This is a genomic window from Streptomyces sp. bgisy159, assembly GCF_057707805.1.
In genome coordinates this window covers 104,797-131,011 of sequence record NZ_JBYIQX010000003.1, presented here as the reverse complement: position 1 = coordinate 131,011, position 26,215 = coordinate 104,797, and the positions used below count along the sequence as shown (strand labels likewise).

25 protein-coding genes and 1 tRNA gene are annotated in these 26,215 nt (G+C 72.8%); 12 read left to right on the top strand and 14 right to left on the bottom strand.

Going from position 1 to position 26,215, the window contains the following annotated elements; genetic code table 11:
• Positions 1-63 precede the first annotated feature (63 nt).
• Positions 64-735, top strand: coding sequence for an O-methyltransferase (locus tag AC3ET3_RS04530; RefSeq protein WP_432137687.1), 672 nt, complete (start codon positions 64-66; stop codon positions 733-735).
• 26 nt (positions 736-761) lie between these two features.
• Here AC3ET3_RS04530 and AC3ET3_RS04525 read toward each other — a convergent pair whose 3' ends face one another.
• The 3 genes from AC3ET3_RS04525 to AC3ET3_RS04515 all read right to left on the bottom strand — a co-directional run bounded on the left by AC3ET3_RS04525 (position 762) and on the right by AC3ET3_RS04515 (position 2,950).
• Positions 762-1,154, bottom strand: a complete 393-nt coding sequence (locus AC3ET3_RS04525; protein ID WP_432137686.1) for a hypothetical protein — start codon at positions 1,152-1,154, stop codon at positions 762-764.
• 229 nt (positions 1,155-1,383) lie between these two features.
• Entirely contained in the window at positions 1,384-2,061 is a 678-nt protein-coding gene (locus tag AC3ET3_RS04520; protein ID WP_432137685.1) for a hypothetical protein, read from the bottom strand.
• 229 nt (positions 2,062-2,290) lie between these two features.
• Positions 2,291-2,950, bottom strand: coding sequence for a hypothetical protein (locus AC3ET3_RS04515; RefSeq protein ID WP_432158964.1), 660 nt, complete (start codon positions 2,948-2,950; stop codon positions 2,291-2,293).
• 135 nt (positions 2,951-3,085) lie between these two features.
• Here AC3ET3_RS04515 and AC3ET3_RS04510 point away from each other — a divergent pair, with 135 nt between their 5' ends.
• Entirely contained in the window at positions 3,086-3,589 is a 504-nt protein-coding gene (locus tag AC3ET3_RS04510; protein WP_432137683.1) for a GNAT family N-acetyltransferase, read from the top strand.
• A 3-nt stretch (positions 3,590-3,592) separates the two neighbouring features.
• Here the strand turns inward: AC3ET3_RS04510 and AC3ET3_RS04505 are convergent, their stop codons facing one another.
• Positions 3,593-5,644, bottom strand: a complete 2,052-nt coding sequence (locus tag AC3ET3_RS04505) for an MDR family MFS transporter (protein ID WP_435611662.1) — start codon at positions 5,642-5,644, stop codon at positions 3,593-3,595.
• Positions 5,645-5,821: 177 nt separating this feature from the next.
• Between AC3ET3_RS04505 and AC3ET3_RS04500 the strand changes: the two genes are divergently transcribed.
• On the top strand, positions 5,822-7,009 hold the full coding sequence (locus tag AC3ET3_RS04500; RefSeq protein WP_435611661.1) for a peptidoglycan-binding domain-containing protein: 1,188 nt from the start codon (positions 5,822-5,824) through the stop codon (positions 7,007-7,009).
• A gap of 154 nt (positions 7,010-7,163) precedes the next feature.
• Here the strand turns inward: AC3ET3_RS04500 and AC3ET3_RS04495 are convergent, their stop codons facing one another.
• Together AC3ET3_RS04495 and AC3ET3_RS04490 are read right to left on the bottom strand one after the other, a co-directional pair.
• Positions 7,164-7,826 (bottom strand): HAD-IA family hydrolase, encoded by a 663-nt coding sequence (locus AC3ET3_RS04495; RefSeq protein ID WP_435611660.1) that lies wholly within the window; start codon positions 7,824-7,826, stop codon positions 7,164-7,166.
• Between the two features lie 164 nt (positions 7,827-7,990).
• Positions 7,991-8,572, bottom strand: coding sequence for a TMEM165/GDT1 family protein (locus AC3ET3_RS04490; RefSeq protein ID WP_432137679.1), 582 nt, complete (start codon positions 8,570-8,572; stop codon positions 7,991-7,993).
• Positions 8,573-8,946: 374 nt separating this feature from the next.
• On the opposite strand from AC3ET3_RS04490, the gene AC3ET3_RS04485 reads away from it, so the two are divergent.
• The 3 genes from AC3ET3_RS04485 to AC3ET3_RS04475 all read left to right on the top strand — a co-directional run bounded on the left by AC3ET3_RS04485 (position 8,947) and on the right by AC3ET3_RS04475 (position 11,165).
• Positions 8,947-9,591, top strand: a complete 645-nt coding sequence (locus tag AC3ET3_RS04485; protein ID WP_435611659.1) for an HNH endonuclease family protein — start codon at positions 8,947-8,949, stop codon at positions 9,589-9,591.
• Positions 9,592-9,753: 162 nt separating this feature from the next.
• Positions 9,754-10,206, top strand: coding sequence for a DoxX family protein (locus tag AC3ET3_RS04480; RefSeq protein WP_432137677.1), 453 nt, complete (start codon positions 9,754-9,756; stop codon positions 10,204-10,206).
• 341 nt (positions 10,207-10,547) lie between these two features.
• Entirely contained in the window at positions 10,548-11,165 is a 618-nt protein-coding gene (locus AC3ET3_RS04475; protein WP_432158891.1) for a DedA family protein, read from the top strand.
• A 16-nt stretch (positions 11,166-11,181) separates the two neighbouring features.
• On the opposite strand, the gene AC3ET3_RS04470 is transcribed toward AC3ET3_RS04475, so the two are convergent.
• Complete coding sequence (locus AC3ET3_RS04470; RefSeq protein ID WP_432137675.1) at positions 11,182-11,409, bottom strand: DUF2277 domain-containing protein; 228 nt, start codon at positions 11,407-11,409, stop codon at positions 11,182-11,184.
• A 114-nt stretch (positions 11,410-11,523) separates the two neighbouring features.
• Here AC3ET3_RS04470 and AC3ET3_RS04465 point away from each other — a divergent pair, with 114 nt between their 5' ends.
• Positions 11,524-12,429, top strand: coding sequence for a ketopantoate reductase family protein (locus AC3ET3_RS04465; protein ID WP_432137674.1), 906 nt, complete (start codon positions 11,524-11,526; stop codon positions 12,427-12,429).
• A gap of 127 nt (positions 12,430-12,556) precedes the next feature.
• Complete coding sequence (locus AC3ET3_RS04460) at positions 12,557-12,886, top strand: hypothetical protein (RefSeq protein ID WP_432137673.1); 330 nt, start codon at positions 12,557-12,559, stop codon at positions 12,884-12,886.
• Between the two features lie 80 nt (positions 12,887-12,966).
• On the opposite strand, the gene AC3ET3_RS04455 is transcribed toward AC3ET3_RS04460, so the two are convergent.
• Positions 12,967-13,038, bottom strand: a tRNA-Val gene (locus tag AC3ET3_RS04455).
• A gap of 201 nt (positions 13,039-13,239) precedes the next feature.
• Between AC3ET3_RS04455 and AC3ET3_RS04450 the strand changes: the two genes are divergently transcribed.
• The 3 genes from AC3ET3_RS04450 to AC3ET3_RS04440 all read left to right on the top strand — a co-directional run bounded on the left by AC3ET3_RS04450 (position 13,240) and on the right by AC3ET3_RS04440 (position 16,132).
• Complete coding sequence (locus tag AC3ET3_RS04450) at positions 13,240-14,010, top strand: DUF4097 family beta strand repeat-containing protein (RefSeq protein ID WP_435611658.1); 771 nt, start codon at positions 13,240-13,242, stop codon at positions 14,008-14,010.
• Between the two features lie 74 nt (positions 14,011-14,084).
• On the top strand, positions 14,085-15,488 hold the full coding sequence (locus AC3ET3_RS04445) for a coiled-coil domain-containing protein (protein ID WP_435611657.1): 1,404 nt from the start codon (positions 14,085-14,087) through the stop codon (positions 15,486-15,488).
• Positions 15,489-15,580: 92 nt separating this feature from the next.
• Positions 15,581-16,132, top strand: a complete 552-nt coding sequence (locus AC3ET3_RS04440) for a DUF4383 domain-containing protein (protein ID WP_432139724.1) — start codon at positions 15,581-15,583, stop codon at positions 16,130-16,132.
• Between the two features lie 23 nt (positions 16,133-16,155).
• On the opposite strand, the gene AC3ET3_RS04435 is transcribed toward AC3ET3_RS04440, so the two are convergent.
• The 3 genes from AC3ET3_RS04435 to AC3ET3_RS04425 all read right to left on the bottom strand — a co-directional run bounded on the left by AC3ET3_RS04435 (position 16,156) and on the right by AC3ET3_RS04425 (position 21,006).
• Positions 16,156-17,331 carry an amidase domain-containing protein gene (locus tag AC3ET3_RS04435; protein WP_432139723.1) on the bottom strand — a complete coding sequence of 392 codons (1,176 nt, stop codon included), beginning with the start codon at positions 17,329-17,331 and terminating at the stop codon, positions 16,156-16,158.
• A 131-nt stretch (positions 17,332-17,462) separates the two neighbouring features.
• The gene (locus AC3ET3_RS04430; RefSeq protein ID WP_432139722.1) at positions 17,463-18,758 is read right to left on the bottom strand and encodes a polysaccharide deacetylase family protein; all 1,296 of its coding nucleotides are present in this window, start codon (positions 18,756-18,758) and stop codon (positions 17,463-17,465) included.
• A 49-nt stretch (positions 18,759-18,807) separates the two neighbouring features.
• Positions 18,808-21,006: a transglycosylase domain-containing protein gene (locus AC3ET3_RS04425; RefSeq protein WP_435611715.1), complete on the bottom strand. Its 2,199-nt coding sequence runs from the start codon at positions 21,004-21,006 to the stop codon at positions 18,808-18,810.
• A 270-nt stretch (positions 21,007-21,276) separates the two neighbouring features.
• Between AC3ET3_RS04425 and AC3ET3_RS04420 the strand changes: the two genes are divergently transcribed.
• The gene (locus AC3ET3_RS04420; RefSeq protein ID WP_432139721.1) at positions 21,277-21,495 is read left to right on the top strand and encodes an FmdB family zinc ribbon protein; all 219 of its coding nucleotides are present in this window, start codon (positions 21,277-21,279) and stop codon (positions 21,493-21,495) included.
• A gap of 62 nt (positions 21,496-21,557) precedes the next feature.
• Here the strand turns inward: AC3ET3_RS04420 and AC3ET3_RS04415 are convergent, their stop codons facing one another.
• Genes AC3ET3_RS04415 through AC3ET3_RS04405 form a run of 3 tightly spaced genes read right to left on the bottom strand, consistent with a single transcriptional unit; the run spans position 21,558 to position 26,097 of the window.
• Positions 21,558-22,358, bottom strand: a complete 801-nt coding sequence (locus tag AC3ET3_RS04415) for an HAD family hydrolase (protein WP_435611656.1) — start codon at positions 22,356-22,358, stop codon at positions 21,558-21,560.
• The gene (locus AC3ET3_RS04410) at positions 22,358-24,895 is read right to left on the bottom strand and encodes a phosphoribosyltransferase (protein WP_435611655.1); all 2,538 of its coding nucleotides are present in this window, start codon (positions 24,893-24,895) and stop codon (positions 22,358-22,360) included. Before AC3ET3_RS04410 ends, AC3ET3_RS04415 begins: the two co-directional genes overlap by 1 nt.
• Positions 24,896-24,930: 35 nt before the next feature.
• Positions 24,931-26,097, bottom strand: a complete 1,167-nt coding sequence (locus tag AC3ET3_RS04405) for an HpcH/HpaI aldolase/citrate lyase family protein (protein WP_432139718.1) — start codon at positions 26,095-26,097, stop codon at positions 24,931-24,933.
• Between the last annotated feature and the right edge of the window lie 118 nt (positions 26,098-26,215).

Here is a 26,215-nt window from a genome sequence, read left to right as displayed (position 1 = left end):
TTCCCGCCGTTGGCACGGCAGTCAGCTCTTTTCACGCGGTGAAGTGCACGAGAGGCGGAGCGCATGAGTGAGTCGCAGGTCTGGGACACCGTCGACGCCTACTTCGGCGCCACCCTGGCCCCGGACGACGAGATGACGGAGGCCGCGCTGCGCGACAGCACGGCCGCCGGGCTGCCGCCGATCAACGTGACGGCCGGGCAGGGCAAGTTCCTGCAGCTGCTGGCCGAGATCCAGGGCTCCCGCAGCATCCTGGAGATCGGCACCCTCGGCGGCTACAGCACGATCTGGCTGGCCCGCGCCCTGCCGCCCGAGGGCCGGCTGATCTCGCTGGAGTACAACCCCAGGCACGCCGAGATCGCCACCCGCAACATCGCCCGGGCGGGCCTGGACAAGCAGGTCGAGGTGCGCGTGGGGCCCGCCCTGGAGTCCCTGCCGCTCCTCGTCGACGAGAACCCGCCGCCGTTCGACCTGGTGTTCATCGACGCCGACAAGGCGAACAACGCCCACTACGTCGAGTGGGCGCTGAAACTCACCAGCGCGGGCAGCCTGATCGTCCTGGACAACGTGGTGCGCGGCGGCGAGGTCGCCGACGCGGACAGTTCCGACGACGGGGTGCGCGGCACCCGCGCCGCCCTCGAACTCATCGCCTCCCACCCGAGACTGAGCGGCACCGCGATCCAGACGGTGGGCAGCAAGGGCTACGACGGTTTCGCGCTGGCCCGCGTCCTGGCGTAGCCCCTCGGCGGCAGGCCCGCCGGGGCCTACACCTCGTGGTAGAAGCCGACGTTGACGCTGCGCGGGCCGGTGCGGTCGTGGATGACGATCTCGCCCGAGCCGCCGTAGGGCAGCGGCAGGGTGCCGCCGTACGCCAGTTGCTGCGCCTGCTCGCCCAGCAGCAGCCGGACCTCGGAGGAGGGGTCGGCCTGCGAGCCCTGCAGCCAGGTCACCTGCCAGGTGCCCGTGGGCCCGCACAGGAACTCCAGGTGAACCCGGGAGACGAACAGCCAGTCGTCGGGTGTCACGAGGCGGCACACGGACTTGTCCCGGCCCACCCGCAGCACGGCACCCGGTTCACTGGGCGCGTCGGCCATGAGCATGCCGGCCGTGGCGCCCTCTTCCGCCCCCGAGACGGACGCCATGGTGAGTTCGAGCACGTGCGCTCCTTAAGAAAATCCGCATGACTGGTGGAGCGCATGATAAATCGCCCGACGCCGCCCCGTCCGGCGCAATGGAGGCATGACCGAGCCAAAGCCGACCGGGGGTTCCGCGCACCGGGGCGGACGCGACGCCGGGTGCCGACGGGCTCCTGCCCGCCGGCACCCGGCTTGTCGTGCGACGACCCGTGGGACCCGGACGGAGGGCGCGCCGACGGCGCCCCTCGGTTCAGATGTGCAGCAGGCGGTTGGTCAGCTCCCGGTAGTCCCGCAGGGCGAGGCGCAGTTCCTCGGTCCCCGCCTCGTTCCCGGCCATCTCCTCGGCGCGGTCACCGCCGCCGTCCGTGGGCTGCCAGTGACCGCGCAGGGCGCGGCGCCGGTCGCTCATCGCGTCGGTGAACCGGGTCGTGAGTTCCTCCAGGACGTGGTCGGCCTCCTCCACGGCCTCCCGGGGCCGGTCCACGAACTCGGCGATCGCGTGCTGCAGGCGGGTCGTGAGCCGGTCGCTCTCGTCGGCCGGGAGCAGGGGGGCGTGCGGGTCCTCGATCCCGCCCTGGGCGTGCTCCGTGCCGCCCCGCGCGCCGAGCGCGTCCCGCCCCTCGGCCGTCTCGCCGCCCATCGTGGCGCGCACGTCCGGCTCGGGCGGTGCCTCTCCGGCCTCGGGGCCTCGCATGCGGGAGGTCCCCACCCCGGCCTCGGAGCCGCTCATCCCGGGAGCGGCGGACGGCGTGCCGGCGGCGCCCGCCGGGCCCTGGCCGTACGGGTCGGAACCCGCTCGCCCGGCCCCGGGCGTCTCCGCGTCCGGCACCATCGGGGCCGACCGGTGCGAGTCGCGGCCCCGCCGCTCGTCGGCTTCCCGCCCGTACGGATCCTCGGGGCCAGGTGCCGGTGTCCTGCCTGTCGTCATCCCACTCACCCCTCGTCGTCCTTCGTCGTCCGTCGTGCCTCGTCGTCCTGCGTCGTGTGCGTCCGTCGTGCCTCGTCGTCCCTGAGCGTCCGCCGCCGTCCGCCGTCGTGCGCCACCGGGGTCGTCCGACGGCATCCGCTGTTGTCATGCGCCACCGGGGTCGTCCGACGGCCTCCGCTGCCGTCGCCCGGCCGTCGGCGGTCGTCCGTCGTCGTGCTCGCCGGGCGCGTCACCCGTGCTTCGGGTGGTGCCGGTGGAACAGCCCCGGCCGGTGGCCGCTGCGGGCGGTGTCGGAGGCCGTCGCCCGGCCTGCCGGGGCCCGGTGGCGACCCGTGTCGTGGCGGTCCGGCGTCAGCAGGTCCTCGAACAGCGCGCGGGCCTCGACCAGCGCCACCCGCATGTCCTCGGTCCCGGAGCCGGACCCGTTCGCGGTGTGCGCGGCCCGGTGCACCCGCCGGTACCCGTTCACATGCTCGGCGTGGTGCACGGACAGGGCCTCGACCTGCTCCTCGTACCGCCCGCCGTCCGGGAAGCCGCGTGCCTCGGCCGCCTCCGCGAGCAGCCGGTCGGCCTCGCCGAGCGCCTCGCGCGGCGAGTCGACGAAACGCTCCTGAACGGCCGTCCAACGCGCCTCGAAGCGGTCGCGCTCGGCCGGTTCGATCGGGCGTTCCCGCAGGTCGCCGTAGCTCGCCACGAGGGAGTCGAGTTCCCGCTCGGCCGCATTGCTGTCCCCGTCGTGCCGGGCGACCGCCCGGTCGTACTCGGGTCCGAAACGCTGCTTGAGGTTCCGGCCGCCGCGCGGGCGACGCGCGCGTACGGTCATGAAGGCCACGACGGCCACGATGGCCACCGCGGCCACGATCAGAGCAATGATCACGGCTGTGGACATGGCTGCCTTCCAGTCGGGTCGGCCCCGCGGGCCGGTTCCCGGTCCGGGTTGCCCGCGCCGCCCCCTTCAAACAGCGCGTTGTGACGCGCGATATCCGGTTGCGAGCGGTGTGCGACCGGCCCCCACACTGGCCGCATGACATGGATCATCGCCCCGGAGCTCCCCGGCTCCCCGGCCGCCGCGGACCTGTGGCGCGCGTACTACACCGAGGTCAGCGACCGCTGGTACCTGCTGCACCGCGGTCACCGCACCGACCCGCGGGAACTGGAGCGGGAGATCGCCGCGCACTCGGACGAGGACCTGGCACCACCGCGCGGCCGGCTGCTGATCGGCCGTCACGGCGGCGAGCCGGCCGGCAGCGCGGGCGTACGGCTGCACCGGTCTCCGGGCGGCGCGGCGGCCGAGCTGACGCGGGTGTACGTACGGCCGGAGGCCCGGGGCACGGGCGGGGCGGCGCTGCTGGTGGCCGCCGCCGAGGAGGCCGCGCGCGAGCTGGGCGCCACCCGGATGATCCTCGACACGCGGGCCGACCTGGTGGAGGCGCGGGCCCTGTACGCGCGGCTCGGCTACGCGGAGACCGAGCCGCACAACGACGCCCCCTACGCCGAGCACTGGTTCGGCAAGGCGCTGGCCGGGTGAGCGTCAGGTGAGCGCGCGGCCGATCCTGGCCCCGGGACCGGTGTCGTGCGGCTCCTCGCGGTCGGAGCCGCTCAGCTCCTCGTTGAGGAGTTTCACCAGCCGTACCAGGTCGGTGGGCCGGTCCGGTCCCCACCAGTCGCCCAGCAACTCGGCCAGCGACTCCTCGCGGGCCTGGGCGAGCCGCTCGGCGACCTGCCGGCCCTGGTCGGTCAGGTGCAGGCCGAGGCCGTTCCGCACGGCGAGCCGGCGTTCCTCGGTCTGCCGGGCGGCCGCGATGATCACCGACAGCGGGACGGGGAGGTGTTCGGCGAGGCGGGCCGGTTCGACCGTGCCGTACTTCTTCATCCGCAGCACCAGCCAGCTCGTGGCGGGCAGCAGGTCGTAGCCGGCCCGCTCGGTGATCCGCCGGTAGATCTCGCGGCGGCCCTCGCGGCTGCCGAGGACGGACAGGGCGCGGCACACCTCGTCGTAGGAGGACCGTTCGACCGGGTTGCTGGCGTAGGTCTCGCTCAGGTCGGGCGCGGTGACCGAGGCGCGCAGCTTGTCCTCCTTGAGGAACCAGGCCAGGACGAAGCCGAGGAGGGCGACGGGCACCGCGTAGAGGAAGACGTCGGTGATCGACGCCGCGTAGGCGTGCAGGGCATCGGGGCGCAGCGAGGGCGGGAGGGCGGCGATGCCGCGCGGGTCGGCCTGGAGGGAGTCGACGGAGACGCCGGGGGGCAGCGGGACGCCGCCGAGGGCGGCGCCGAGTTCGTCGCCGAGGCGGCCGGCGAAGATCGTGCCGAAGATCGCCACGCCGAAGCTGGCCCCGATGGAGCGGAAGAAGGTGGCGCCGGAGGTGGCGACCCCGAGGTCCTCGTAGGAGACCGCGTTCTGCACGATGAGGACGAGGACCTGCATGACCAGGCCGAGGCCGAGTCCGAAGACGAAGAAGTAGGTGCTCATCACGGCGGTCGAACTGTTCTCGTCGAGCCGGTGCAGCAGGAGCAGTCCGAGGGTGGTGACGGCGGTTCCGGCGATCGGGAAGACCTTCCAGCGGCCGGTGCGGCTGACGATCTGCCCGGACAGCGTGGAGGAGAGCAGCAGGCCGAACACCATCGGCAGCATGTACACGCCGGACATGGTCGGGGAGACGCCCTGGACGACCTGGAGGAAGGTGGGCAGGTAGGTCATCGCGCCGAACATCGCGAAGCCGACGATGAAGCTGATCACGGCGGACAGGGTGAAGGTGCGCACGGCGAACAGCTTCAGCGGCAGGACGGGTTCGGCCGCCCGCCGCTCGACCGCCACGAAGGCGACGGCGAGGACGGCGCCGAGGACCGCGAGGCCGACGATCTGCGGGGAGCCCCAGGCCCAGGTGGTGCCGCCCAGGGAGGCGACCAGGACCAGGCAGGTGGCGACGGAGGCGATGAGGAAGGTCCCGAGGTAGTCGATGACGTGCCGGGCGGCGCGGGACGGGATGTGCAGGACGGCCGCGATGACGGCGAGGGCGACGACGCCGACGGGCAGGTTGACGTAGAACACCCAGCGCCAGCTGAGGTGTTCGGTGAACAGCCCGCCGAGCAGCGGGCCGAGGACGCTGGTGGCGCCGAAGACCGCGCCGAACAGCCCCTGGTAGCGACCGCGTTCCCGGGGCGGGACGAGGTCGCCGACGATGGCCATCGACAGCACCATGAGCCCGCCGCCGCCCAGGCCCTGCAGGGCGCGGAAGGCGATGAGCTGGGGCATGTTCTGGGCGGCCCCGCACAGCGCGGAGCCGACGAGGAACAGCACGATCGCGGCCTGGAAGAGCTTCTTGCGCCCGTACTGGTCGCCCAGTTTGCCCCACAGCGGGGTCGCGGCGGTCGAGGCAAGCAGGTAGGCGGTCACCACCCAGGACAGGTGCTCCATGCCGCCGAGTTCGCTGACGATGGTGGGCAGCGCGGTCGAGACGATCGTCTGGTCGAGGGCGGCGAGCAGCATGCCCAGCAGCAGGGCGCCGATGGAGACGAGGACGTTCCCGCCCACGTGCTCGTCATGCGGCTCCTGGGTGCGGGCCCGCGCTTCCACGGCCATGGCGACCTCCCTGCTCCGGCGGCTGTCCCGGCTGTCGTGACACTCCCATCGTGGTGGGTGTGTCCCGTAATGGCCTGTCGAGTCCGGTCGGAGGCGAGCATTCCGGTGGGATCTGGGGGTGTGGCGTGTGAAGCGTCTGCATAATTTCTGGAGTTCGCATGGGGGAGGGACGAACAGGTGACCGAGCCGAAGGGGCGCCCGGACGCGCGGCGGCAGGGGCGGGGGGACCCGTGCCCCCGGTGCGGCGCGGAGCGCGCCGCGGACAACACGCCGCTGTGCGGCTGCGCCGAGCGGGCTTCCGACGCCCTGCGCGACACCCGTACGGCGGAGGTGGCAGCGGCGGAGGACTTCGACCCGCTGCGCATCCGGCCGTACGTGGAGATCGGCGAGATCGTCGAGCCCGGCGGGCCGCCGGCCGGGCCGGGCGAGGAGACCATGCGGCTGCGGCAGGTGGGCCCGCCTCCCGCCGGGGGGACGGCGCCGCCGCCTCGGGGGCCGCTGCCTCCCGGCTCGCTCGCCACGGGGCCGTTCCCCACGGGGCCGTTCCCCACGGGGTCGCTGCCCACCGGGTCGCTGCCGACGCCGCTGGCGCCGTCGGCCGCGGCGCCCGACGCCATGGACCTGAGCCTGTTCGACCAGGTGCAGGCCGAACCGCCGGGTGGCGCCGTGCGGGAGCCGAGCGCCGGGCGGCGGCGGCGCTCGCTGGCGCTGGCCGCGGGCGGGGCGGCGATGACCGTAGTCGCGGCGGCCGGGTTCGCGAGCGGACTGTTCTCCTACGAGAAGCCCACACGGGACGGCGCCGCGGCCGAGGACGTACGGGCCGCCGTGCCCGAGTCGGCCGCCGGCACCTCCTCCGCGTCACCCTCCGGGGGCGCTACGGCCTCCCCGTCGGCCTCGGGGCACTCCTCGCCGTCCGCGTCACCCTCCGGGAGCGGTACGGCCTCCCCGTCGGCCTCGGCGTCGGCGGCCGGCGGCTCGCCGTCACCCTCCGACGGGGCCACGGCGTCCGGCGCCGCCGGGGCGGAGCGGGCGACCGGACCGGCCGCGCCGGTGTCGCCCACCGGGTCACCCTCGGCGACCGCCGGACCGTCCCCCTCCGACGGGGGGCCCGGCACCACCCATCAGGGCTCGGGGTCCACCACCACGGTGCTGCGGCGCGGGGACAAGGGCGGTGAGGTGGCGGAGCTCCAGGGGCGGTTGCGGCAGCTGTCGCTCTACAACAGTGACATCAACGGCAGTTACAACGAGCAGGTCGAGAACGCGGTGCGGATGTACCAGTGGTGGCGGGGCGTCAGGGGGGACGCGCCGGGCGAGTACGGGCCGTCGACGCGGGCGCGCCTCGAAGCGGAGACCAGGAAGCCGTAGGCGCCGTACGGCGCCATACGGGGTGCGGTCGCCTTCTCCGCGCGGGTCGTCCTCGGCCGCTCGCGCAGTTCCCCGCGCCCCTGAGGGCCGGACCCGCGCCGCCCTCGCACACCGGATCCGCATGACCGGACCGCGATGGTGCGGCAGGCCCGGGTCAGCCCACGTGCAGGTGGATGCCCTCGGGGCCGCGTTCCACGCGTATCTCGGTCAGGTCGCCGACCACCGCGTCGGGGCGGTGGAGCGCGGCGCGCGGGCCGACGCCGATGACGCGCATGCCGGCCGCGCGTCCCGCCGCGACGCCCGCGCCGGAGTCCTCGAAGACCACGCAGTCGGCGGGGTCGACGCCCAGTTCCGCGGCGCCCTTGAGGAAGCCCTCGGGGTGCGGCTTGCTCTCGCCCACCGACTCGGCGGTGATCCGCACGGCGGGCAGCTCCAGCCCCGCGGCCGCCATCCGGGCCGTGGACAGTGCGACGTCGGCGGAGGTCACCAGCGCGTGCGGCACGTCCAGCCGGGTGAGGGCGGCGAGGAAGGCCCCGGCACCGGGTACCGGCACCACGCCGTCCAGGTCGGCGGTCTCCTCTTCCAGCATCCGCGCGTTGTCCGCGTGGTTGGCCTCCATCGGCCGGTGCGGCAGCAGTACGGCCATCGAGGCGTACCCCTGGCGTCCGTGGACGACCTTCATCACCTCGTCGCCGTCCAGCCCGTGCCGGTCGGCCCAGCGCCGCCAGACCCGCTCCACGACGGCGTCGGAGTTCACGAGCGTGCCGTCCATGTCGAGCAGCAGGGCGCGGGCGGTGAGCGCGGCGGTGGCCGTCATGGGCAGCTCCAGAGGTCGGACGGAGACAGAGCGGTCCCCCGGGAACAGAGTGGTCCCGCCCGCCGGTCAGGGAAAACGGGCGGGAGCCACTTTGTTTCTCTACGGTACAAAACAATCGGCCCGGCACGCTACCGCGCGGGGCACCTGTTCACCGGCCGTTCAGCTCAGCCGGCCACCGCCTCCCACAGGCTCCAGCCGCCGAGGGCCATCATCAGCAGCGCCGCGATCCTGGTGATGAGCCGCAGCGGCACCCGCTTCATCAGGGCCTTCCCGCCGACGATGCCGAGCCCGGCCACGCTCCACAACGCCAGCACCGCCCCGAGTCCGACGGACAGCGGGTCGTCGTAGCGGGCGGCGAGATTGGCCGTCATGATCTGCGTCAGATCGCCGAACTCGGCGACGAGGATCAGCATGAACCCGGCCCCCGACACCTTCCAGAAGGACTGGTTCGCGGGTCGCCGGATCTCCTCCTCGTCCTCGTCGCGCTTCAGCAGGAGCATCGCGGCGCCGGCCAGGAAGAGCACACCGGTCAGCGCGTGCACGATCCGCTGCGGCAGCAGCGTCAGCACGGACCCGGCCGCGACGGCCAGCGTCACATGGAGCGCGAAGGCGGCGGCGACGCCCGCGAAGACGTACGAGGCGCGGTAGCGGGTGCCGAGGACGAGGCCGGCGAGCGCGGTCTTGTCGGGCAGTTCGGCGAGGAAGACGACGCCGAAGACGAGCGCCATGACGGTGATGCTGATCAAGATTCCTCAATCGGTCGGGGCCACCCCGCCGAGAGTGCTGGACCTTGGACGCACGACACATCGGCACGGCAGCACACAACGGCATCCGCGCCGGACGGCACGGATGTGCACTGCTTGCCGAAGGTCTCGCCGACGGGCCGCACGCGGTCCGCCTCCGGGCGCCGGCTCAGCGAGCTGAGCAGTATGTCGACGGTCCGGCGAAGAGCTACTCCCCTTCTGCTCCCCCCATCGTACGAGATCGTTCCGCCATAAACCTTGTCGTGTCATGAACGCGTCATTAACTTCTCACCGGGCGCACACCTCCCCGCAACGCCGCACGACGAGCATTCCCAGCGCTCACGCTCCAACAGCCCCACACCACAAGGGAGTTCCGCATGTCCAGGTTCTACGCGCGTCGACGACTGAGCATACTCGCGGCCCTCACCGGCCTCCTGGCCTCGCTCGCGCTGTTCGACCCCCCGACCGCCTCCGCCGCCCTGCCCACCCCGGTCAGCGCCACCACCGCCCGCGGCTACCTGGCCTCCCTCACCGTGGCCGCCGAGAACCGCACCGGCTACAGCCGGGACCTCTTCCCGCACTGGATCACCGTCTCCGGCTCCTGCAACACCCGCGAGACGGTCCTGAAGCGGGACGGCCGGAACGTGGTCACCAGCTCCACCTGCGCCGCCACCAGCGGCAGCTGGTACTCCCCCTACGACGGCGCCACCTGGTACGCCGCCTCCGACGTCGACATCGACCACCTCGTGCCGCTCGCCGAGGCCTGGGACTCCGGCGCGAGCGCCTGGACCACCTCGCGACGCCAGAGCTTCGCCAACGACCTGACCCGCCCCCAGCTCATCGCCGTGACGGACAACGTCAACCAGTCCAAGGGAGACAAGGACCCGGCCGAGTGGATGCCGTCCCGCACCGCCTACCGCTGCACCTACGTCCGCGCCTGGGTGCAGGTGAAGTACTACTACGGACTCTCCGTCGACCCGGCGGAGAAAAGCGCGCTCACCGGCTACCTGAACAACTGCTGACCCTCCCGGTACGGCAGACCCGGGGAGGGTTAAGCATTGGCTAAAACTTGAACTTGCAACAAACAGCGAGCCGTGCCTACGTTGGCGCTCGATTCGGTAATCGCCGTCCCCACCGGCCGCCCGCCCCAAGCGACCTGTTCGAACCGAAGGAGTGCCCTCCCCATGACCGAACGCCTCGACAGCGCCCAGCCCTACGCCATAGGCCTGTACCGCATCGTCGTCGGCCTGCTCTTCGCCTGCCACGGCGCGGCCTCGCTCTTCGGCATCCTCGGCGGTGCCGCCCGCTCCGGCGGCACGATCCCGGCCGGCACCTGGCCCGGCTGGTACGCCGCGGTGATCCAGCTCGTCTGCGGCGCCCTGGTGCTGCTCGGGTTCGGCACCCGCGCGGCCGCGCTCGTGGCCTCCGGCTCCATGGCGTACGCGTACTTCTCCGTGCACCAGGAGCTGGCCCTGTGGCCGCTGCAGAACGGCGGGGAGCCCTCGGCGATGTTCTGCTGGGCCTTCCTGCTGCTGGTCTTCACCGGCTCCGGCGCACTCGCCGTGGACCGCTTCCTCACCCAGCGCGCCTCGGGGGACGGCGAGCCCGCGGGGCAGCAGTCCACGGTGGCCGTCTGACCGGACCCGGCCCGTCCGGGCCGACCACGGCGCCTCCCGCCACGAGCGGGGGGCGCCTCGCCGTCCGTAGGCGGTCACGAGCGCGCGCCCGGCGGCGGACCGAGCCCTCCGGCCGCTCCCGGGCCGCAGGCGCATCGGTTCCCCCGCGCACCCGAGCGGGCCCCGAACACGGGCCTGCGTACGTATCCGGCCACTTACCGCTCGCCCGCACCGGCAGGCCGGGTGAACATCTCGTGTCGGACACACCCGCCCCCCGTGAATCCGCTGTCACACTCCGGGCGTACGCTGTATGGCTGTTATGGCCGCTACCGGCCACACGGGGGAGTCACGGGGAGTTCACGGTGTTCGAAAGTGTCGGGACGCTGACCGGCAGTCCATGGATCTACGCGCTGATCGCGCTGTCCGTGCTCCTCGACGTCTTCCTGCCGGTGCTGCCCAGCGGCGTGCTGGTGATCGCGGCGGCGACGGCCGCGGCCGCGGGGACGAAGGCCGCCGGGGCCGCCCAGGTCGTTCCCGACGACGTGCCGGACGTGGCGGCCCTGGTGCTCTGCGCCGCCACCGCCTCCGTGCTGGGCGACCTCGTCGCGTACCGGCTGGCCTGGCGGGGCGGCGAGCGGCTGGGCCGGGTCGTCGCCCGCTCCCGCCGGCTGACCACCGCGCAGGAACGTCTCGGCGATGCGCTGGCCAAGGGTGGCGGTCCGCTGGTCGTACTGGCCCGCTTCGCTCCCGCCGGACGCTCGGTCGTCTCCCTGATCGCCGGCGCCGCCCACCGCCGCGCCCGCGACTTCCTGCCCTGGTCCGCACTGGCGGGACTGTCCTGGGCGGGCTACAGCGTGGCCCTCGGCTACCTGGGCGCGCACTGGCTCGGGGCGACCTGGCTGGCCACGGGCGTCTCGGCACTGGCACTGGTCGCCGCGGGGGCCGGGGCGGCGTACCTGGTGCGGCGGCAGCCGGCGTAGCCCCCGCCCCGGCGCCCTACGACGCGCGGGAGCCCGCGCCCCGCACCTCCAGCCCCTCAAGCAGCTGCGCCGTCGCCTCCGCGACGGCGTCCACCGCGCGTTCGAACACCTCGCGGTTGTGGGCCGCCGGGGCGCGGAAGCCGGAGACCTTGCGGACGTACTGCAGGGCGGCGGCCCGGATCTCCTCCGGCGTCGCCTCCTCGGGCAGCGCGGGCGGGCGAAGGGTCTTGATGCTGCGGCACATGCCCCCAGTCTCGCCCCCTGACACGGCTGCTGACGAGGGGCCCTCCCCACTGGCATGATCACCTCCGTGGCGGCCACCGAACTACGGGGCCGACCGACGAGAGGAGCCATCACCATGGCGAACGACGAACCGACGGTGGCGGTGCTGGGCCCGGGCGGGGTCGGCGGACTGCTCGCCGCGCTGCTGTCCCGCGCCGGACACCGGGTCGTGTGCCTGGCCGGGGAGGACACCGCGGCCGTCCTGCGCACGCGCGGGATCACCGTCCGCAGCGCCGTCTTCGGCGACTTCACGGCCGAGGTCGAGGCCGACACCGAGCTGCGCACTCCGGCCGACGCCGTCCTGGTCGCCGTCAAGCACACCGCCCTGGACGCCGCCCTCGCCCGCGTCCCCGCCCCTGCGCTGGGCGACGCCCTCCTCGTACCGTTCCTGAACGGCGTGGAGCACCCGGAGCAGCTGCGCGCCCACCACCGGGCGGACCGGGTGGCGCCCGGCGTCATCCGTGTCGAGTCGACCCGGGTGGCCCCCGGCGTGATCGAGCACACCAGTCCGTTCGCCGAGGTGGACCTGACCGGCGACGCGGTGCCGCGCCCTCGTCTGGACGCCCTCGCCGCGGCGCTGACGGCCGCCGGCCCGACCGCGCGGGTGCTGCCCGACGAGACGGCCGCGCTGTGGGCGAAGATGGGCTTCCTCGCGCCGTTCGCGCTGCTCACCACGCGCTACGGGCTTCCGCTGGGCGAGGTGCGCACCCGGCACCGCGAGGAGCTGACCGCCCTGGTGGCGGAGACCGCCGCCGTCAGCGCCGCGTGCGGCGCGCCCGCCGACCCGGCCGCCGCGCCGGCGCGGTACGACGCGTTCCCGGCGGGGACCAGGTCGTCGATGCAGCGGGACGCCGAGGCGGGCCGGGCCGTCGAACTCGACGCCATCGGCGGTGCCCTGCTGCGCGCGGCGGAGCGGCACGGGGTGGCGGTGCCGGTGACGGCCCGGCTGGTCCGGGAGCTGCGCACGGCGACCGGCGGCTAGCGGCCGCCTCCCCCGCCGCTGCCCAACTCCCCGCCGCCCCGTCTCCCAGTCACTCGTTCGAATGAAGCCGCCCACAACCCCGGGAAGGAGCTCGCGACTGAAATTCGAACAGGCGTAGCATTAGCGCGTGGCTAAGACCTATGACTTTCCCAGCGACCTGCGCGCCGGTCAGGAGGAGCTGCATCAGGTCCGGGCCGAGCTGTCGGCCCTGCTGAAGCGGCTCCCCTGGTCGGTGGAGCCGTCGGACGGGTTCACCGACGACGGCGGATGGCGGAAGGTGGAGCGCCCCGCCTCCCCCGGATGGACGGCCGACGAACAGGCCGAGGTGGAGAAGCTGCGACGCCGTGAGCACGAACTCGCGGTCTTCGTGACCGGCCACCGCTTCTGGGAGGAGACGGCGCCCGGGGACCGGATGGACGCGCGCTCGCGCCTCAAGCACACCCACGAGCCCGGCTAGCGGCGCCGCGACGCGACGAGGGCCGACCCGCGATCGGGTCGGCCCTCGTGTCGACCGGCAGGTCGCCTGCGGGTCACCGGTGGGCGCGGACGGTTTCGAACCGCCGACATCCTGCTTGTAAGGCAGGCGCTCTACCCCTGAGCTACGCACCCCGCACCCCGGCTTCGAACGGCCAGGACGAGTCGACAGCCTACCTTGCCGGGGACCCTGTGCCGCAAACCCGTATACCGGTACGGTCCGGCCCCGCGCCGAGCCGCGTACGGGGGTTGTCCCCACCCTGATCCGGGAGCGGACCTCATGGTCGGCGGGCCGGGCGGGTCCCTACGCTCGAGGCCGGACTACAGGGGGATCCCATGAACCGTTCCGTACCGGGCCGCGCGGCCCTCGCCTCGGTGGCCGTCGTGCTGCTCGTCGCCACCGCCACCGCCTGCGGCGCCTCGGCCGCCGACGACGACCGCCCCGAGCACCGCTCCTTCGCCCTGGACGGCACCGCCCTCACCATCGACTCCGACGACTCGGCGCTGGAGATCGTCGCCGTCGACGGCCGGCCGGCGGACCGGATCGAGGTCACCCGGTGGTTCGAGGGCTCCGTCGTGGCCGGCGAGGACCCGAAGGTGACCTGGTCGATGGAGGACGACCGGCTGAAGCTGCGCGTGCACTGCTCGGGTGTGATCGCCGACTGCTCGGCCAAGCACCGGATCGAGGTGCCCCGTGGTGTCACCGTCAGCGTGGAGGACGGCGACGGCAGCGTGCGCGCGTCGGGCTTCCGGGACGCCCTGAGCATCCGCACCGGGGACGGGTCCGTGCGCGTCACCGACACCAGCGGCCCCCTGCGGCTGCGCACCGGCGACGGCTCGGTGCGCGCCGACGTCAGCTCACGGCAGGTCAGCAGCCGTACCGGGGACGGCTCGGCACACCTGCGGCTGGCCGCCGTACCGGACCGGGTGGACGCGGTCGGCGGCGACGGCTCGGTGACCATCGACCTGCCCCGGGCCGCCTACCGGGTGACCACGTCCAGCGGCGACGGCTCCGTCGACGTGTCCGTACCCCGCGACGAGACCAGCGCGCACGTGGTGTCCGTCCGCACCGGAGACGGCAGCGTCACAATCCGTACGGCGAACTGATCGGCCCGTGTGTTCGTCTCTTACCGGTGGGAGAATGACTCCGGGCAGGGCGGACCACAGCACGGGAGAGGCATGTGACGGCGATACCACGGCAGCCGCACCCGCGGACGGCACCCCGCGCCCCCGGCGCCCCGCCCCTCCCCCGCGGCTCCCGCGGCTCCCGCGCCGTGCGCGAGACCCTCACGCTGATCGCGCTGCCCCTGGTCGCCGCGCTGGCCGTCCCGGCCGCGTTCGCCGGCGGGGGCACCCGGCGGTGGTTCGGCGGACGGGCCGACAGCGTGCGGGCGGAGGCGCAGGCCGCCAAGGACGCGGCGGCGGCCGCGTTCTACGAACTGGACACCGCCCAGCGTGACCTGCGGATCTCCATCGAGACCATCACGGCGGTCGACGACTCCCCGGCGGCCCGCCGCGCCGTGACGGACTTCGCGGCGATCGGCCGCCGCATCGACGAGGTCAGCCACGCGTACATCGCCGCCGTCGACGCCCAGGACCTCGACCGGGACGACCTGGAGACCTCCGCCGCCGCACAGGCGCGCACCCGGCTGACCCGGGCGAAGGAGGAGCTGGAGCAGGTCAAGCGCGAGCTGGACCGGTTCGCGGACGGCCTCGGACCGCTGCTGGGCAAGGCCGAGACCCAGCTCGCCCGGCTGGCGCCCGCCGTGGAGCGGGCCCGCCAGGCGCTGCGGGCGGCCTCGGACGCGCTGGACGCCGTCCGCGCGGCCGGGCTGCGCGCCGACGACCTGGCCGCCCGGCTCGCCGCTCTCGCACCCGAGCTGACCCTGCTCAACCAGGGTGCCGGGCAGCAGGGCGTCCAACGGACCCTGGAACGCGCCGAGCGGGTCTCGCGGGAGGCCGAGGCGGTCCGCAGCGAGGCGGAACGGCTGCCGGAGAAAGCCGCCGAGATCGACCGCCGGCTGGTGTCGCTGCGCACTCGCGCCCAGGCACTGACCACCCGGGCCGAGCAGGTGGAGCCGGTGCTGAGCGAACTGCGCCGGCGTTTCGTCGCCGCCTGCTGGCAGGACCTGCAGCAGGTCCCCGCCCAGGCCGCCGAGAACATCCGGCGGGCCGAGGCCGAGCTGGCTCAGGCACGGGCCGCGCGCGAGGCCCAGCGCTGGCCGGACGCCACCGCCCTGCTGTCGACGGTGCGGGCGCTGCTGAACGCCACCGACGAGTCGGTGTCGGCCGCCGGGGACCGGCTGTCCCGGCTGAACGCCGTCCAGAAGGACCCGCAGCGGGAGATCGAGCGGACCCGGTTCGCGATCCGGGACGCCCAGCGGCTGGCCATGACGGGACGGACGACACCCGATCCGCGGCACGCGCGCCCGCTGGACGACTCGGTGGGCCGGCTGGAGCGGGCCGCCGCCGCGCTGGAGGGGCATCACCCTGACTACTGGCACTTCCTGACCGAGACGGAGGAGGTGCGGCGGACCGTCGCCGGGGTGGTGGCGCGGATCCGGGAGGAGCTGGGCGGCCACTGAGCCGTCCTGTTTGCCCGCGGGGCGCCTCGGGCGGATATTGAGAGGAGTAGGTACGGCCCCCGCTGGAACCCGGAGCTCTCAAGGAGGCGGAGATGGCCACCCACTCACTGCGCACGGGCTCACGACGGCGGATCCGGCTGGACGACCACCTGCCGGTCGACCACCGACTGAACACGGTCTACCGGATCGGCGCCGGCCTGATGGGCGCGTTCCTGCTGGCCTTCGGGATCCTCGGGATCACCGACAACATCGGGTTCTTCGACACCGGCGGGGACGAGGTCTGGGGCCTGAACACCAACGGCGCGCTCGGCTGGCTGTCGGTCGCGGTCGGCGTGCTGCTGCTGGTCGGCATGGTGATCGGCGGGAACTTCGCGTCCACGCTGAACATGACGCTCGGCGTGCTGTTCATCCTCAACGGGTTCCTGAACATGGGCCTGCTGGACACCGACTACAACTTCCTGGCGTTCGAGATCCAGAACTGTCTGTTCAGCTTCGCCGTCGGCATCCTGCTGCTGGTCTTCGGGATGTACGGCAGGGTCGGTTCCGCCCTGCCGCACGACAACCCGTACTGGCGGGCCCGTCACCCCGAGTTCGCGGAGGGACGGGACCGCCAGCTGGAGCGCCCCGAGGACCGTCCGGCCTGACCGGCCGGCCCGACCGGCGTGCGTCAGGTGCGGTAGGCGTAGTACGCGGCGGTCGGGTAGGAGGCGATGATGCTCGACACCGACCGGCGGTAGGTGTTGGTGGAGTGGTACGTCAGGTACGGCACGCCCTGCGGGCTGCGGTACGTGACGATCATGGTGTGGTCCTTGGACCCGTCCCTGTCGAAGTCCATCTGGAGCACGTCACCGACGTCCAGCTGGTAGACGTTGGTGAGGGGGGTGGTCCGCTTGGAGTTCTGGGCGAACCAGGACCACTCGTTGACGCCGACGAACGAGTCGGACTGGATGTCGGCGGTGCCGAACCACCTGGTGTAGTCGTACACGTAGCCGGGCACGTGCTTCCAGCCGCCCGCCTTGAGGGACTGGCTGACGAAGTTGGTGCAGTCGCCACCGGCCCCGTGACCGTTGAAGTCCGGGTAGGCGGTGTTGTAGTTGCTCCAGTACTTCTCGGCGTACGCGGCCATCGCCTTGTAGTCGTAGGCGCCGGCGGCAAGGTCCTTCGGGTTCTTGGTCGCCGTCCACCGGTTGGTCGACGCCCGGGGGGCGTCCGGCATGGTGTTGCTCGTGGTGGTCGCCGTTTTGGTGCTGACCGACGGCTTCGCGGTGGGCTGGTTGACCGCGATCTCGCCGTCGTCGGTCTCGCGGATGGACGTCAGCCGCCAGTTGCCGCGCTTGTCGGCCTTGAACGTCAGCTCGTGGTGGGCCTGGAAGCCGGTGGTCCGCGGCTCGTCGCCGCGCACCTTGGCGTAGGTCAGGGTCGTGGTCTCGGTGACCGCGACCGTGGCCCGGCGGCCCTGCACGTTGGTGGCGTCCAGGGTGACCTTGGTGTCGGCGGCGGAGTACTTCTCGCCGACCGCGGCCAGGCGGTTCTTGCGCTGGCCGAGCGAGTCGCGGGCGGTGTCCTCCTGGTGCGACAGCCCGGAGGACAGGGCGACCCGGCCGGAGAAGCCGCCGGTCCGCGGCTTGTGCCCGTGCTTGGACCCCCCGGTGACCAGGGCCTCGGTGCGGTCGGTGAAGACCGCGTCCGCCAGCCGCTGGAAGGTGGCCTTGTCCTTGGCGTTCACGGTCGGGTCGTCGACGACGGCCGCGCCCGCGCTCCAGTTGGGCAGCAGCGCCACTCCGGCGACCACCGAGGCGGCGGCTGCCGTGAGTATGGTCGCGCGGCGCCGGGTACGGCTCAATTTCCTTGACTTCACTGATGTTTCCCCTCTTGCCCCGGCGGAGGGATGCCGGGGTAGCGGAATACTCGCATGCCATGTGTGACATCTGTGAAGGGGGATGCGCTGATAACTGCCGGGGAGTTATGTGACCGTCATCGCACGACCGTGGACCAGTCCGGGGACTGCGCCGGATCGAGGGTGCGCAACCGCTGCAGGGTGGCCGGGGTCTGAACGTCCATCCAGTCGGCGAGCTCCTTGAACGAGACGCACTTGACGTCCTTCTTGGTGCACACCGTCTCGACCATCTCGTCGACGGCCTTCATGTAGATGCCCCCGTTCCACTGCTCGAAGTGGTTGCCGATGAACAGCGGCGCCCGGCTGCCGTAGTACACGCGGTTGAAGCCGGCCGTGTAGGAGTCGATGGTCTGCTGCTGCCACTCGGGGTACTTGGCGGGGTCGCCCTCGGTCTTGCCGTCGGACTGGTTGTAGAGGAAGTTGAAGTCCATCGACAGGCCCTGGAAGTCGCCGCCGTCGTACGGGAGCATCTGCAGCGGGAAGTCCCACATGCCGTTCTTCTTCGTCGGCCAGATCTGGAAGTCGCCGGCGGAGGAGGCGTCGTAGCGCCAGCCGTAGCTCTTGGCCGCCTTGAGCAGGTTGGCCTGGCCCTCCAGGCAGGGCGCGCGGCCGCCGGTGACCTCCTTGCGGAAGTCGAACGGCAGCGGGTCCATGTCGGTGTAGCCGGTGTTCGTCTTCCACTTCTCGGCGAACTCGAAGAACTGGTCGATCTCGCTCTTCCACTCCTGCACGCTCCAGTCGCCGCCGCCCTTGGCGCCGCAGAAGTGGCCGTTGAAGTGGGTGCCGATCTCGTTGCCCTCCTCCCACGCCTTGCCGAGTTCGACCAGCGTGGTGCGGATATGCTCGTCGGTGGGGAAGCTGATCGCCGCGGAGCCGGGCGAGTGCTGCGGCGGCTCGTAGAGTTCCTTCTTGCTCCTGGGCAGCAGGTAGATGCCCGTGAGGAAGAAGGTCATGTGGGCGTTGTACTCCTTGGCGAGCTCCCGGTAGTGCGTGAACAGCTCGTCGTCGCCGGCCAGGGCGCCGTCCCAGGAGAAGACCACGAACTGGGGCGGCTTCTCACCGGGCTTGAGGCGTTCGGGCTTGAGCCTGCCCTGCTGGGGCCCGGTGTAGGAGGTCGAGCCGTCGCCGAGCACCTTGGTCCTGCCGTCCCACTCGGCTTCGGCCCCTCCGCTCTGCCCGGCCGACGGGCTGCCCGTGGTGCCGTCCTGCGCGGAGGCGGTCGGGGTGGTCTTGTCGGAGCGGGACAGCACCAGGTACCCGGCGATCAGGGAGGCGACGACGAGGAACGCCGCCAGGCCGAGGAACCCGGGGCGTACCGGGGGGCGCGGACGGGGGACGGGGGCCTTGCGGCGGCGACCCGACGGCTGTTTCATGGGCGGCTCATTCTGCTGGGGGACAGGGGTGGGGTGCCGGTCGCACGGGTCAGTCGAGCGGTCTCACGGCGCTCGACCAGATGTCGTAGGGGACGCTGTCGGTGATCGTGCCGGCGAGGCCTTCGAGCGGCAGCGGTTCCAGGCTCTCGGCGAGGTCGATGCGGTAGACGACCACCGCCGTGGAGACGGACTCGGCCGTGCCGACGTACCAGGCGGCGGTGTCCTTCTCCGTGGTGCCCCGCTTGCCGGCGACCTCCGCGGACGCGGACGCGGCGCCGGGGTGGGCGGTGCGGAAGGCGTCGCCGAGCGCCGAGGTGACCTCCTGGGCGACCTCGGCGCTCATCGCGCGGCGCTGGGCGGGGGCTTTGAGAGGGACGTTGCTGCCGTTGCGGGTGATCCGGCGCACCGAGTACGGCTCGGTGTGCTTGCCGTCGGCGGCGAAGGTGCTGTAGCCGCTGGCCATCCGGATGGCGCTCGGGGTGGAGCTGCCCGTCGACAGGGTGGGCACCTGGGCGCCGATACTGGACGGCAGCAGGCCGGACGCCACGGCGGTGGCGCGCACCTTGTCCAGGCCGGTGTCCATGCCGAGCTGCATGAAGGGCGTGTTCACCGACCGCGCGAGGGCGTCGTGCAGGGTGATCCGGCCGTAGGACCGGCCGCCGTCGTTCTTCGCGGCGACCTTCCTGCCGCTGCGGTCCCAGTACGGCCCCTCGGGCGTGGTCACCGGCACGCCGTCGTCGCCGTCGTAGACCGACTGCCCGCTGACGGGGGTGGGTTCCCCGTCGCGGGTCTTGCGCGCGCCGTGCTCCAGTCCCGCCGCGTACACGAACGGCATGAAGGCGGAACCGGCAGGGACGGTGGTGGCGTTGGACTCGTTGTAGCCCTGCTTGCGGTGGTCGGGGCCGCCGTAGACGGCGAGGATCCGTCCGTCGGCGGCCACCGAGGCCGCGCCGTAGTGCCCGTTCTCCGCGGCCTTCGGGTCGTCCTTGACCGCCTGCTCGCGGGCCTTGGTGACGGCGTCGGTGAGCTGTTTCTCGCGCTTCTCGTCGAAGGTCGTGTAGATCTGGTAGCCGCCGAGGTCGAAGTCCTTCTCGGAGATGCCGGCGGACTTCCTGGCGTACTGGGCGGCCAGTTCGACGAGGTAGTCGCTCTGCTCACCGGTGTTGTAGAGCGGGTTGCTGGCGAGCGGCTCGGGGAACTTCTTGTAGCCCGCGCGCTCCTCCTTGGTGAGCTTGCCGATCTCCACCATGCGGTCCAGCGTCCACGACCAGCGTTCCGTCGCGCGGGCCCGGTTGGCCTGGCTGATGGTGGGGTCGTAGAGGCTGGCGCCCTTGAGGAGGGAGGCGAGGAAGGCGGCCTCGCTGGCGTTGAGCTTGCTGACGTCCTTGCCGTAGTAGGCCTGGGCGGCGCGCTGGATGCCGTAGGTGCCGCGGCCGAACCAGCTGGTGTTGAGGTAGCCCTCCAGGATGTCGTCCTTGCTCATCTGGTTGTCGAGCTTGAGGGCGATCATCGCCTCGTGGAACTTGCGGCCGATCGAGCGGTCCTGGTTGAGGTAGACGTTCTTGACGTACTGCTGGGTGATCGTGGAGCCGCCCTGGGTCTCACCCTGGCCGACCGTGCGCCACAGGGCGCGGGTGACGCCGGAGAAGGAGATGCCGGGGTCGCTGTAGAAGCTGGCGTTCTCGGCGGCCAGGACGGCCCAGCGGACGTCCTCCGGGATGTCCTGAAGGGGCATGTCCTGCCGCTGCACCCAGCCGGTGCGGGCCATGGGCGTGCCGTCGGCCCAGAAGTACACGTTGTCCTGCTGGGTGGCGTACGTGTTGAGGTTGTCCGGTATGTCGGTGGCGGCGTAGGCGACGACCAGGAGCATGCCGGAGAGCCCTGTCGACGCCAGGAAGCCGCCGAGGACCTGCCGCCAGGACGGTATCCAGCGCCGCCACCCGGCGCGCCCGGGGCGGGGGTACCGGGGCCGCAGCCGCCGCAGGTAGGGCGTCAGGACGGCGAGGGCCGCTAGGACCGGGGCGAGCCTGGCCCGCAGGGAACCCGGGGCCGCCTCGGCACGACCGGGCGAATCGGCCGATTCGCCCGGATCAGCCGAGTCGGATGCACTCCGCCCGGGTATTCGCCCCCCAGGTATGCCCTGGTCCGGTATGCGCAGCTGCATGGTCTCGTCGGCCTTGGGGACGGCGGGGACCTTGAGTTGCATGGTCTCGTCCGGCCGAAGGGCCGGCGGGACCTTCAACTGCATGGTTTCGTCGGGCTTCTGGGGCTCCTCCCCCTGCCCCGGCTGAGTCACGACGCGTCTCCCTCCGCACTTTCTGTTGCTCGCGCAGGCAGACGTACAGACGTACGAGGGCCGCGGTTCGGTTGCCGAGTCACCTTGGCAACTGCCGACCCCCCTGAATCCCCCGACCACGCTGGTCCTTCGCGGCGCCCTCAAGTTACCAGCGCTCTTCGCAAAGTCTCCACATCGGATTCGGGCGGAACAGGTCACATCCGGGGCGGCTAGCCTGACCCCATGCCTCGCTACGAATACCGTTGCCGCCCCTGCGGCACCACCTTCGAACTCACCCGCCCCATGGCCGAGTCCTCCGCCCCCGCCGCCTGCCCCGAGGGCCACACGGACACGGTGAAGCTGCTGTCGACGGTGGCGGTCGGCGGCACGGCCGCCCAGGCCCCGGCCCCCGCCGCCGGAGGGGGCGGGGGCGGCTGCTGCGGCGGCGGCTGCTGCGGCTAGGTGTGCTGTCCCGACAGCACACCTAGGGCGGGACGAAGCCGCGGGGCCGGCACCGCCCCGCCCTACACGGCCGCGAGGAACTCCCTGAGGATGCGCTCGCCGGCCAGCACGCCCCGCTCGGGCAGCGCGACCACGCCGGGCGCCGACCACGCCGTGTCCGCCAGCTCGCCGTGCCCGGGCCGCCACCCCCGGTCCGCGGCGAGCAGCAGGTCGGCGTCCAGCAGGGAGTCGCCCGCCGCCAGTGTCAGCTCCGCGCCCGTGCGGCGCACCACCTCGCGCAGGGCCGCGCTCTTGGTGAGCGGCTTGGGCACGGCGTACAGCTTGCGGCCCTGGAGGGACACCGTCCACCCCAGCCCTTCCGCCCAGGCGGCCAGTTCCTTCACCCATTCCTCGGGCAGCAGCTCACGTTCCACCACGAGGTAGGCGAACAGGTCCTCCGCGACGCGGTGCTTGCGCAGCCACGCCGGGTCGGCGGCCTCGGCGAGATGCGCGCGGACCTCCGCCAGCGGCGCGCACTCGTCCGCGAGCCGGGCCGTCACCCTCGCGTGCCAGTCGGGGTCGGGCACCCCGTCCACCAGCAGATGGCCCCCGTTGGCGCAGATCGCGTACGTGGGCGCCGGGCCCGGCAGATTGATCCGCAGGTACTGCTTGCGGGTCCGGGTGGTCGTCGGCACGAACACCGCCGCGTCCCCGAGGGCGGTCAGCAGGCCCGCGGCCGTCTCCGTCAGGTAGGACAGCGGCCGGCTCTCGTGCACCTCGACGCAGAGCAGCCGGGGAGCGCGGGCGTCCGGCATGGTCAGCGCGAGGGCCGCCGCGGAGTAGATGAGCGTACGGTCGAGATCGCTCGCCACCAGGACCGGCATCAGACGGCCACCGCCTTTCCGTCGGCGCCCGTGGCGCCCCGTGTGTACTGGGGGTGAATCAGCCCGACACAGGTGTACGGCAGATCGCCGACCTCCTCCACCGGCACGCCGCGCTGTTCGGCCAGCAGGCGGACATGGTCGAGGTCGGCGCCCGCCCCGGCCTTGGCGAGGATCTTCCACGGCACCCGGCGCAGCAGCACCCGGGTGGTCTCGCCGACACCCGGCTTGACGAGGTTGACGTCGTGGATGCCGTACTCCTCGCTGATCCGCTCGACGGCCGCCCAGCCCTCCCAGGTCGGGGTCCGGTCGGCGGCCAGCAGTTCCTTCACCGCCGGGTCCACCGCGTCGGCGACGTCCGGGAAGCGGGCGGAGACGGCGTCGAGGAAGACGCCGGAGACGTCGGCCCCGGCCAGCTCGCGGTAGAACTTCGCGCCGTGGAAGTCGTCCGGCCCCACGAGGTCGGCCCGCAGGACGGTCCGGGACACCAGCCCCGAGACGGTGGAGTTCAGGCACGCCGACGGGATCAGGAAGTCCTCTCGGGTGCCGTACGTCCGCACGCAGGAGCCCGGGTCGGCGAGCACGGCGATCTCCGGGTCGAAGCCGGTGGCCCCGCCGTCCGCCTCGTACTCCCGGATCGCGGCGGCCAGTTCCCGGGTGATCGCGCCCTTGCCGGTCCAGCCGTCGACGAAGACGACGTCGGCGGGGTCGTGGTGCTCGGCCAGCCAGCGCAGCGCGTTGGCGTCGATGCCGCGGCCGCGCACGATGGAGACGGCGTAGTGGGGCAGGTCGAGGCCGTGCCGCCACCGGGCCCAGCGGCGCATGAGCACCCCGACGGGTGTGCCCGCGCGGGCCAGTGACGCCAGGACCGGGCGCGGCGCGGGGGTCCCCCCGCGCGGGCGGAGCCGGGCGTGGGGGCGCTCGGCGAGGACGGTCTCGGTGACCACGCCGACGGCGTGCGCGATCCGCTCGGCCGACGTCTCCAGGGCCGCGTGGAACAGTGCCTGGTACCGCTCGCTCGGCTGGTACTCCACCGGCAGCGACTCCGCGTAGTGGGCGCCGCCGCTCTGGATGGCCTCCTCGCGCTCCTCGGTGGGCGCCTCCAGGGTCACGTCCGAGAGGTCCCGCAGCAGCCAGCCCACCTCCTCGGGCGCGTACGAGGAGAAGGCGGGGCCGCGGAGGGGCTCGGGCAGCATCGGGGGCCTTTCGGACACGCCGGGGCCGGACGTGTCGGGTCTGTAGGAGGGGACGACCGCGAGCAGCACGTGCGGCACATGGGCGGCCAGCTGGTCCAGCAGGCCGCCGGGGGCATGCAGGGCGGGTGTGTCGCCGACGGAGTCGACGACGGCGGCGACGGTGTCGAAGCCGGCGCCCGCCACGTTGTAGGCGTAGCGGTCGCCGGGGCCGTCGGCGGGGTCGTCGTGGGCGGGGAAGACGAGGCGGCTGCGGATGGCGTAGCCGGGGTCGTCGACCGCCAGGACCGGCGAACGGGTGGTGGTGGAGTAGCGGACCTCGGCGTCCACGGCCCGCTCCAGCTCGCGGGCGAGTCTGAGCGGGGCGTACATCAGTTCCTCGGAGCCGAGGACGAGGATCCGGCGGGCGTCGCCGGGTATCGCGTCGGCGAGGCGCGCTCCCATGGCCGGCAGCGTGGTCTCCAGGCGTATTCGGTGGGCCGCGGTGAAGCCGTGGCGGGCGCCGTCGGGGAGGCCGGCCGGCCAGTTCAGTTCCACTCGGCGGTGGGTCCGGTGCGGGCGGGCGGGGGCCGGGCGGTCGTGCGCGGTCACGTCGCCCGGATCGCCGGCGCGCGCCCCCGGCTGGGCGGCCTCGTGCCCCGCCACCAGCTCCCGGCCCTTCTCCAGGACCCCCTCCGGGAGCCGTACGGTTCCCGAGGCGGCCGCGACCAGGTCGACCCGGGCGCCGATCCCACCGGCGAACTCCGTCAGCCGCCGCGCGTCGGCCGCGGAGCGCATGTCGACGAGGGCGACCACGACGTACCGCCGGCGGGGGTGGCGGGCGTGCAGGGCGCGGATGGTGTTCAGGACCGTGTTCCCGGTGGAGAACTCGTCGTCGACCAGGACGAGGGGCCCGCCACCCGCCAGCAGGGCCGGGTCCTCCGGGAGCAGCAGGTGTGAGGTGGCGTGGGAGTGGGACTCCTCGAAGCCGCCCGCCGGGGTCACGCCGGGCACCGGGCGGCGGGTGGAGTGCAGGCAGGGAGCGGTGCCGAGGCCGTCGGCGACGCTGTGGCCGAGTCCGGTGGCGGTCTCCGCGTAGCCGAGGACGACCGCGCGGGCCGCCTCGTCGGCGCCGAGCAGCTCACGCACCCGGCGGCCCAGGGCGACCCCGGCGCCGTGGACGACGGACGGGGACTGCGGGACGTGCTTGCCGAGCACGTGGGAGACGAGCAGGTGGGCCCGTTTGGGGTTGCGGCGCAGTGCCAGGCCCAGCATGCCCCGAAGGCTGTCGTCGCCCACCAGTTCGACCCCGAGCCGCTCGGCGACCCAGGTGCCGGACCAGATGCCGTTGTTCTCTGCGTTGTTCATACGTCCCTTGTGACGATTCTCCGTGCGGAAACGGTTCAGCGGGGTATCCCGGCGGCCAGCAGATCCACGAAGCTGACGTCCTCGTGGGCCACGCCGAAGACCTCCGCGCGCAGCATCGTCCGCTCGGCCCAGGCGCGGTGCGGCTTCACCTCGTTCATCTTGTTCGTGTACTGCGAGCGCAGCACTCCCCCGCCACCGCGCTCGGGGCGCAGGATGTCCGCCGCGTCGCTGTACTCCTCGTGGCTGACGACGGACAGCGCGTGCACCGCCGGCACGTGGGAGGGGTGGATGCAGGTCTTGCCCAGCAGGCCGTTGGCCTGGTCGAGGGTGATCTCCCGCAGCAGCCCGTCCATGGCGTGCTCGATCAGTCTCTCGCGCAGTTCCACGGCCTGGCCCTCCAGGAAGGGGCTCTGCCGCAGCATCGGCTTGAACATGCGCTCGGGCACCCGGAAGTACTCCCACACCGGACCGGTCACGGTGAAGCCGGTGCCGTCGGCCCGCCCCAGCATGTTCACCACGTCGGCGATCACGGAGGCGACGATCTGGACGTCGTACGCCGTCATGTCGGGTGCCCGGCGCAGGCCGTAGGAGGAGCAGAAGTCGGTCACGCCGAGGCGCAGGGCCAGCACCCGGTCGCGGTACTTGTCGACGGCCCGGAAGATGCCCTCCAGGGTCTCCACGCGTGACTCGCGGTAGAGCAGCTCGGGCGACTCCAGCACGGGCATGGCGAACAGCCGCCGCCCGCCGGCGGCCTCGGCGGCGGCCAGCGCCTCCAGGAACGGCACCCCGCGCTCCCCGGTGAACTTGGGGAACACGAACCCGGTCAGCAGCCGCACGGCCGGGCCGAGGCGTCCGACCAGGTCGGGGATCTGCTCGGGGGTGCGCACCCGGACGAACAGCAGCGGGGGCTCGGCGTCCGGGCGGGCGGCGAGCTCGGTGAACTGGCGGACCAGGTTCTCCTCTCCGGCCGGCACGTCCTCGTCGCCGATGGAGTCCTCCAGGCACAGCACCATGGACACCACGCCCCGCGCCGCCTGCTTGGTGACGTCCTCGGCGATCCGGGGGCGGGTGGCCGGGCTGTACAGGGTGGCGCCCAGGGCCGCGGAGAGCAGCCGGGCCGGGGAGTCCGCGGCGAACTCGCACGGCTCCTGGTGGAAGAGACGCCGCCGCTCCGCCGGGGCGACGTGCCCGAAATGACGCATGGAACTCCCCCGTGACACACGGAACGACTGTGGACTTTGAGAACAGGTGGCCGGTAATAGTACGTACCCACCCATGGCCGGGGTTCCCATCGGGCATGAATTTCCGGTAACTCCACTG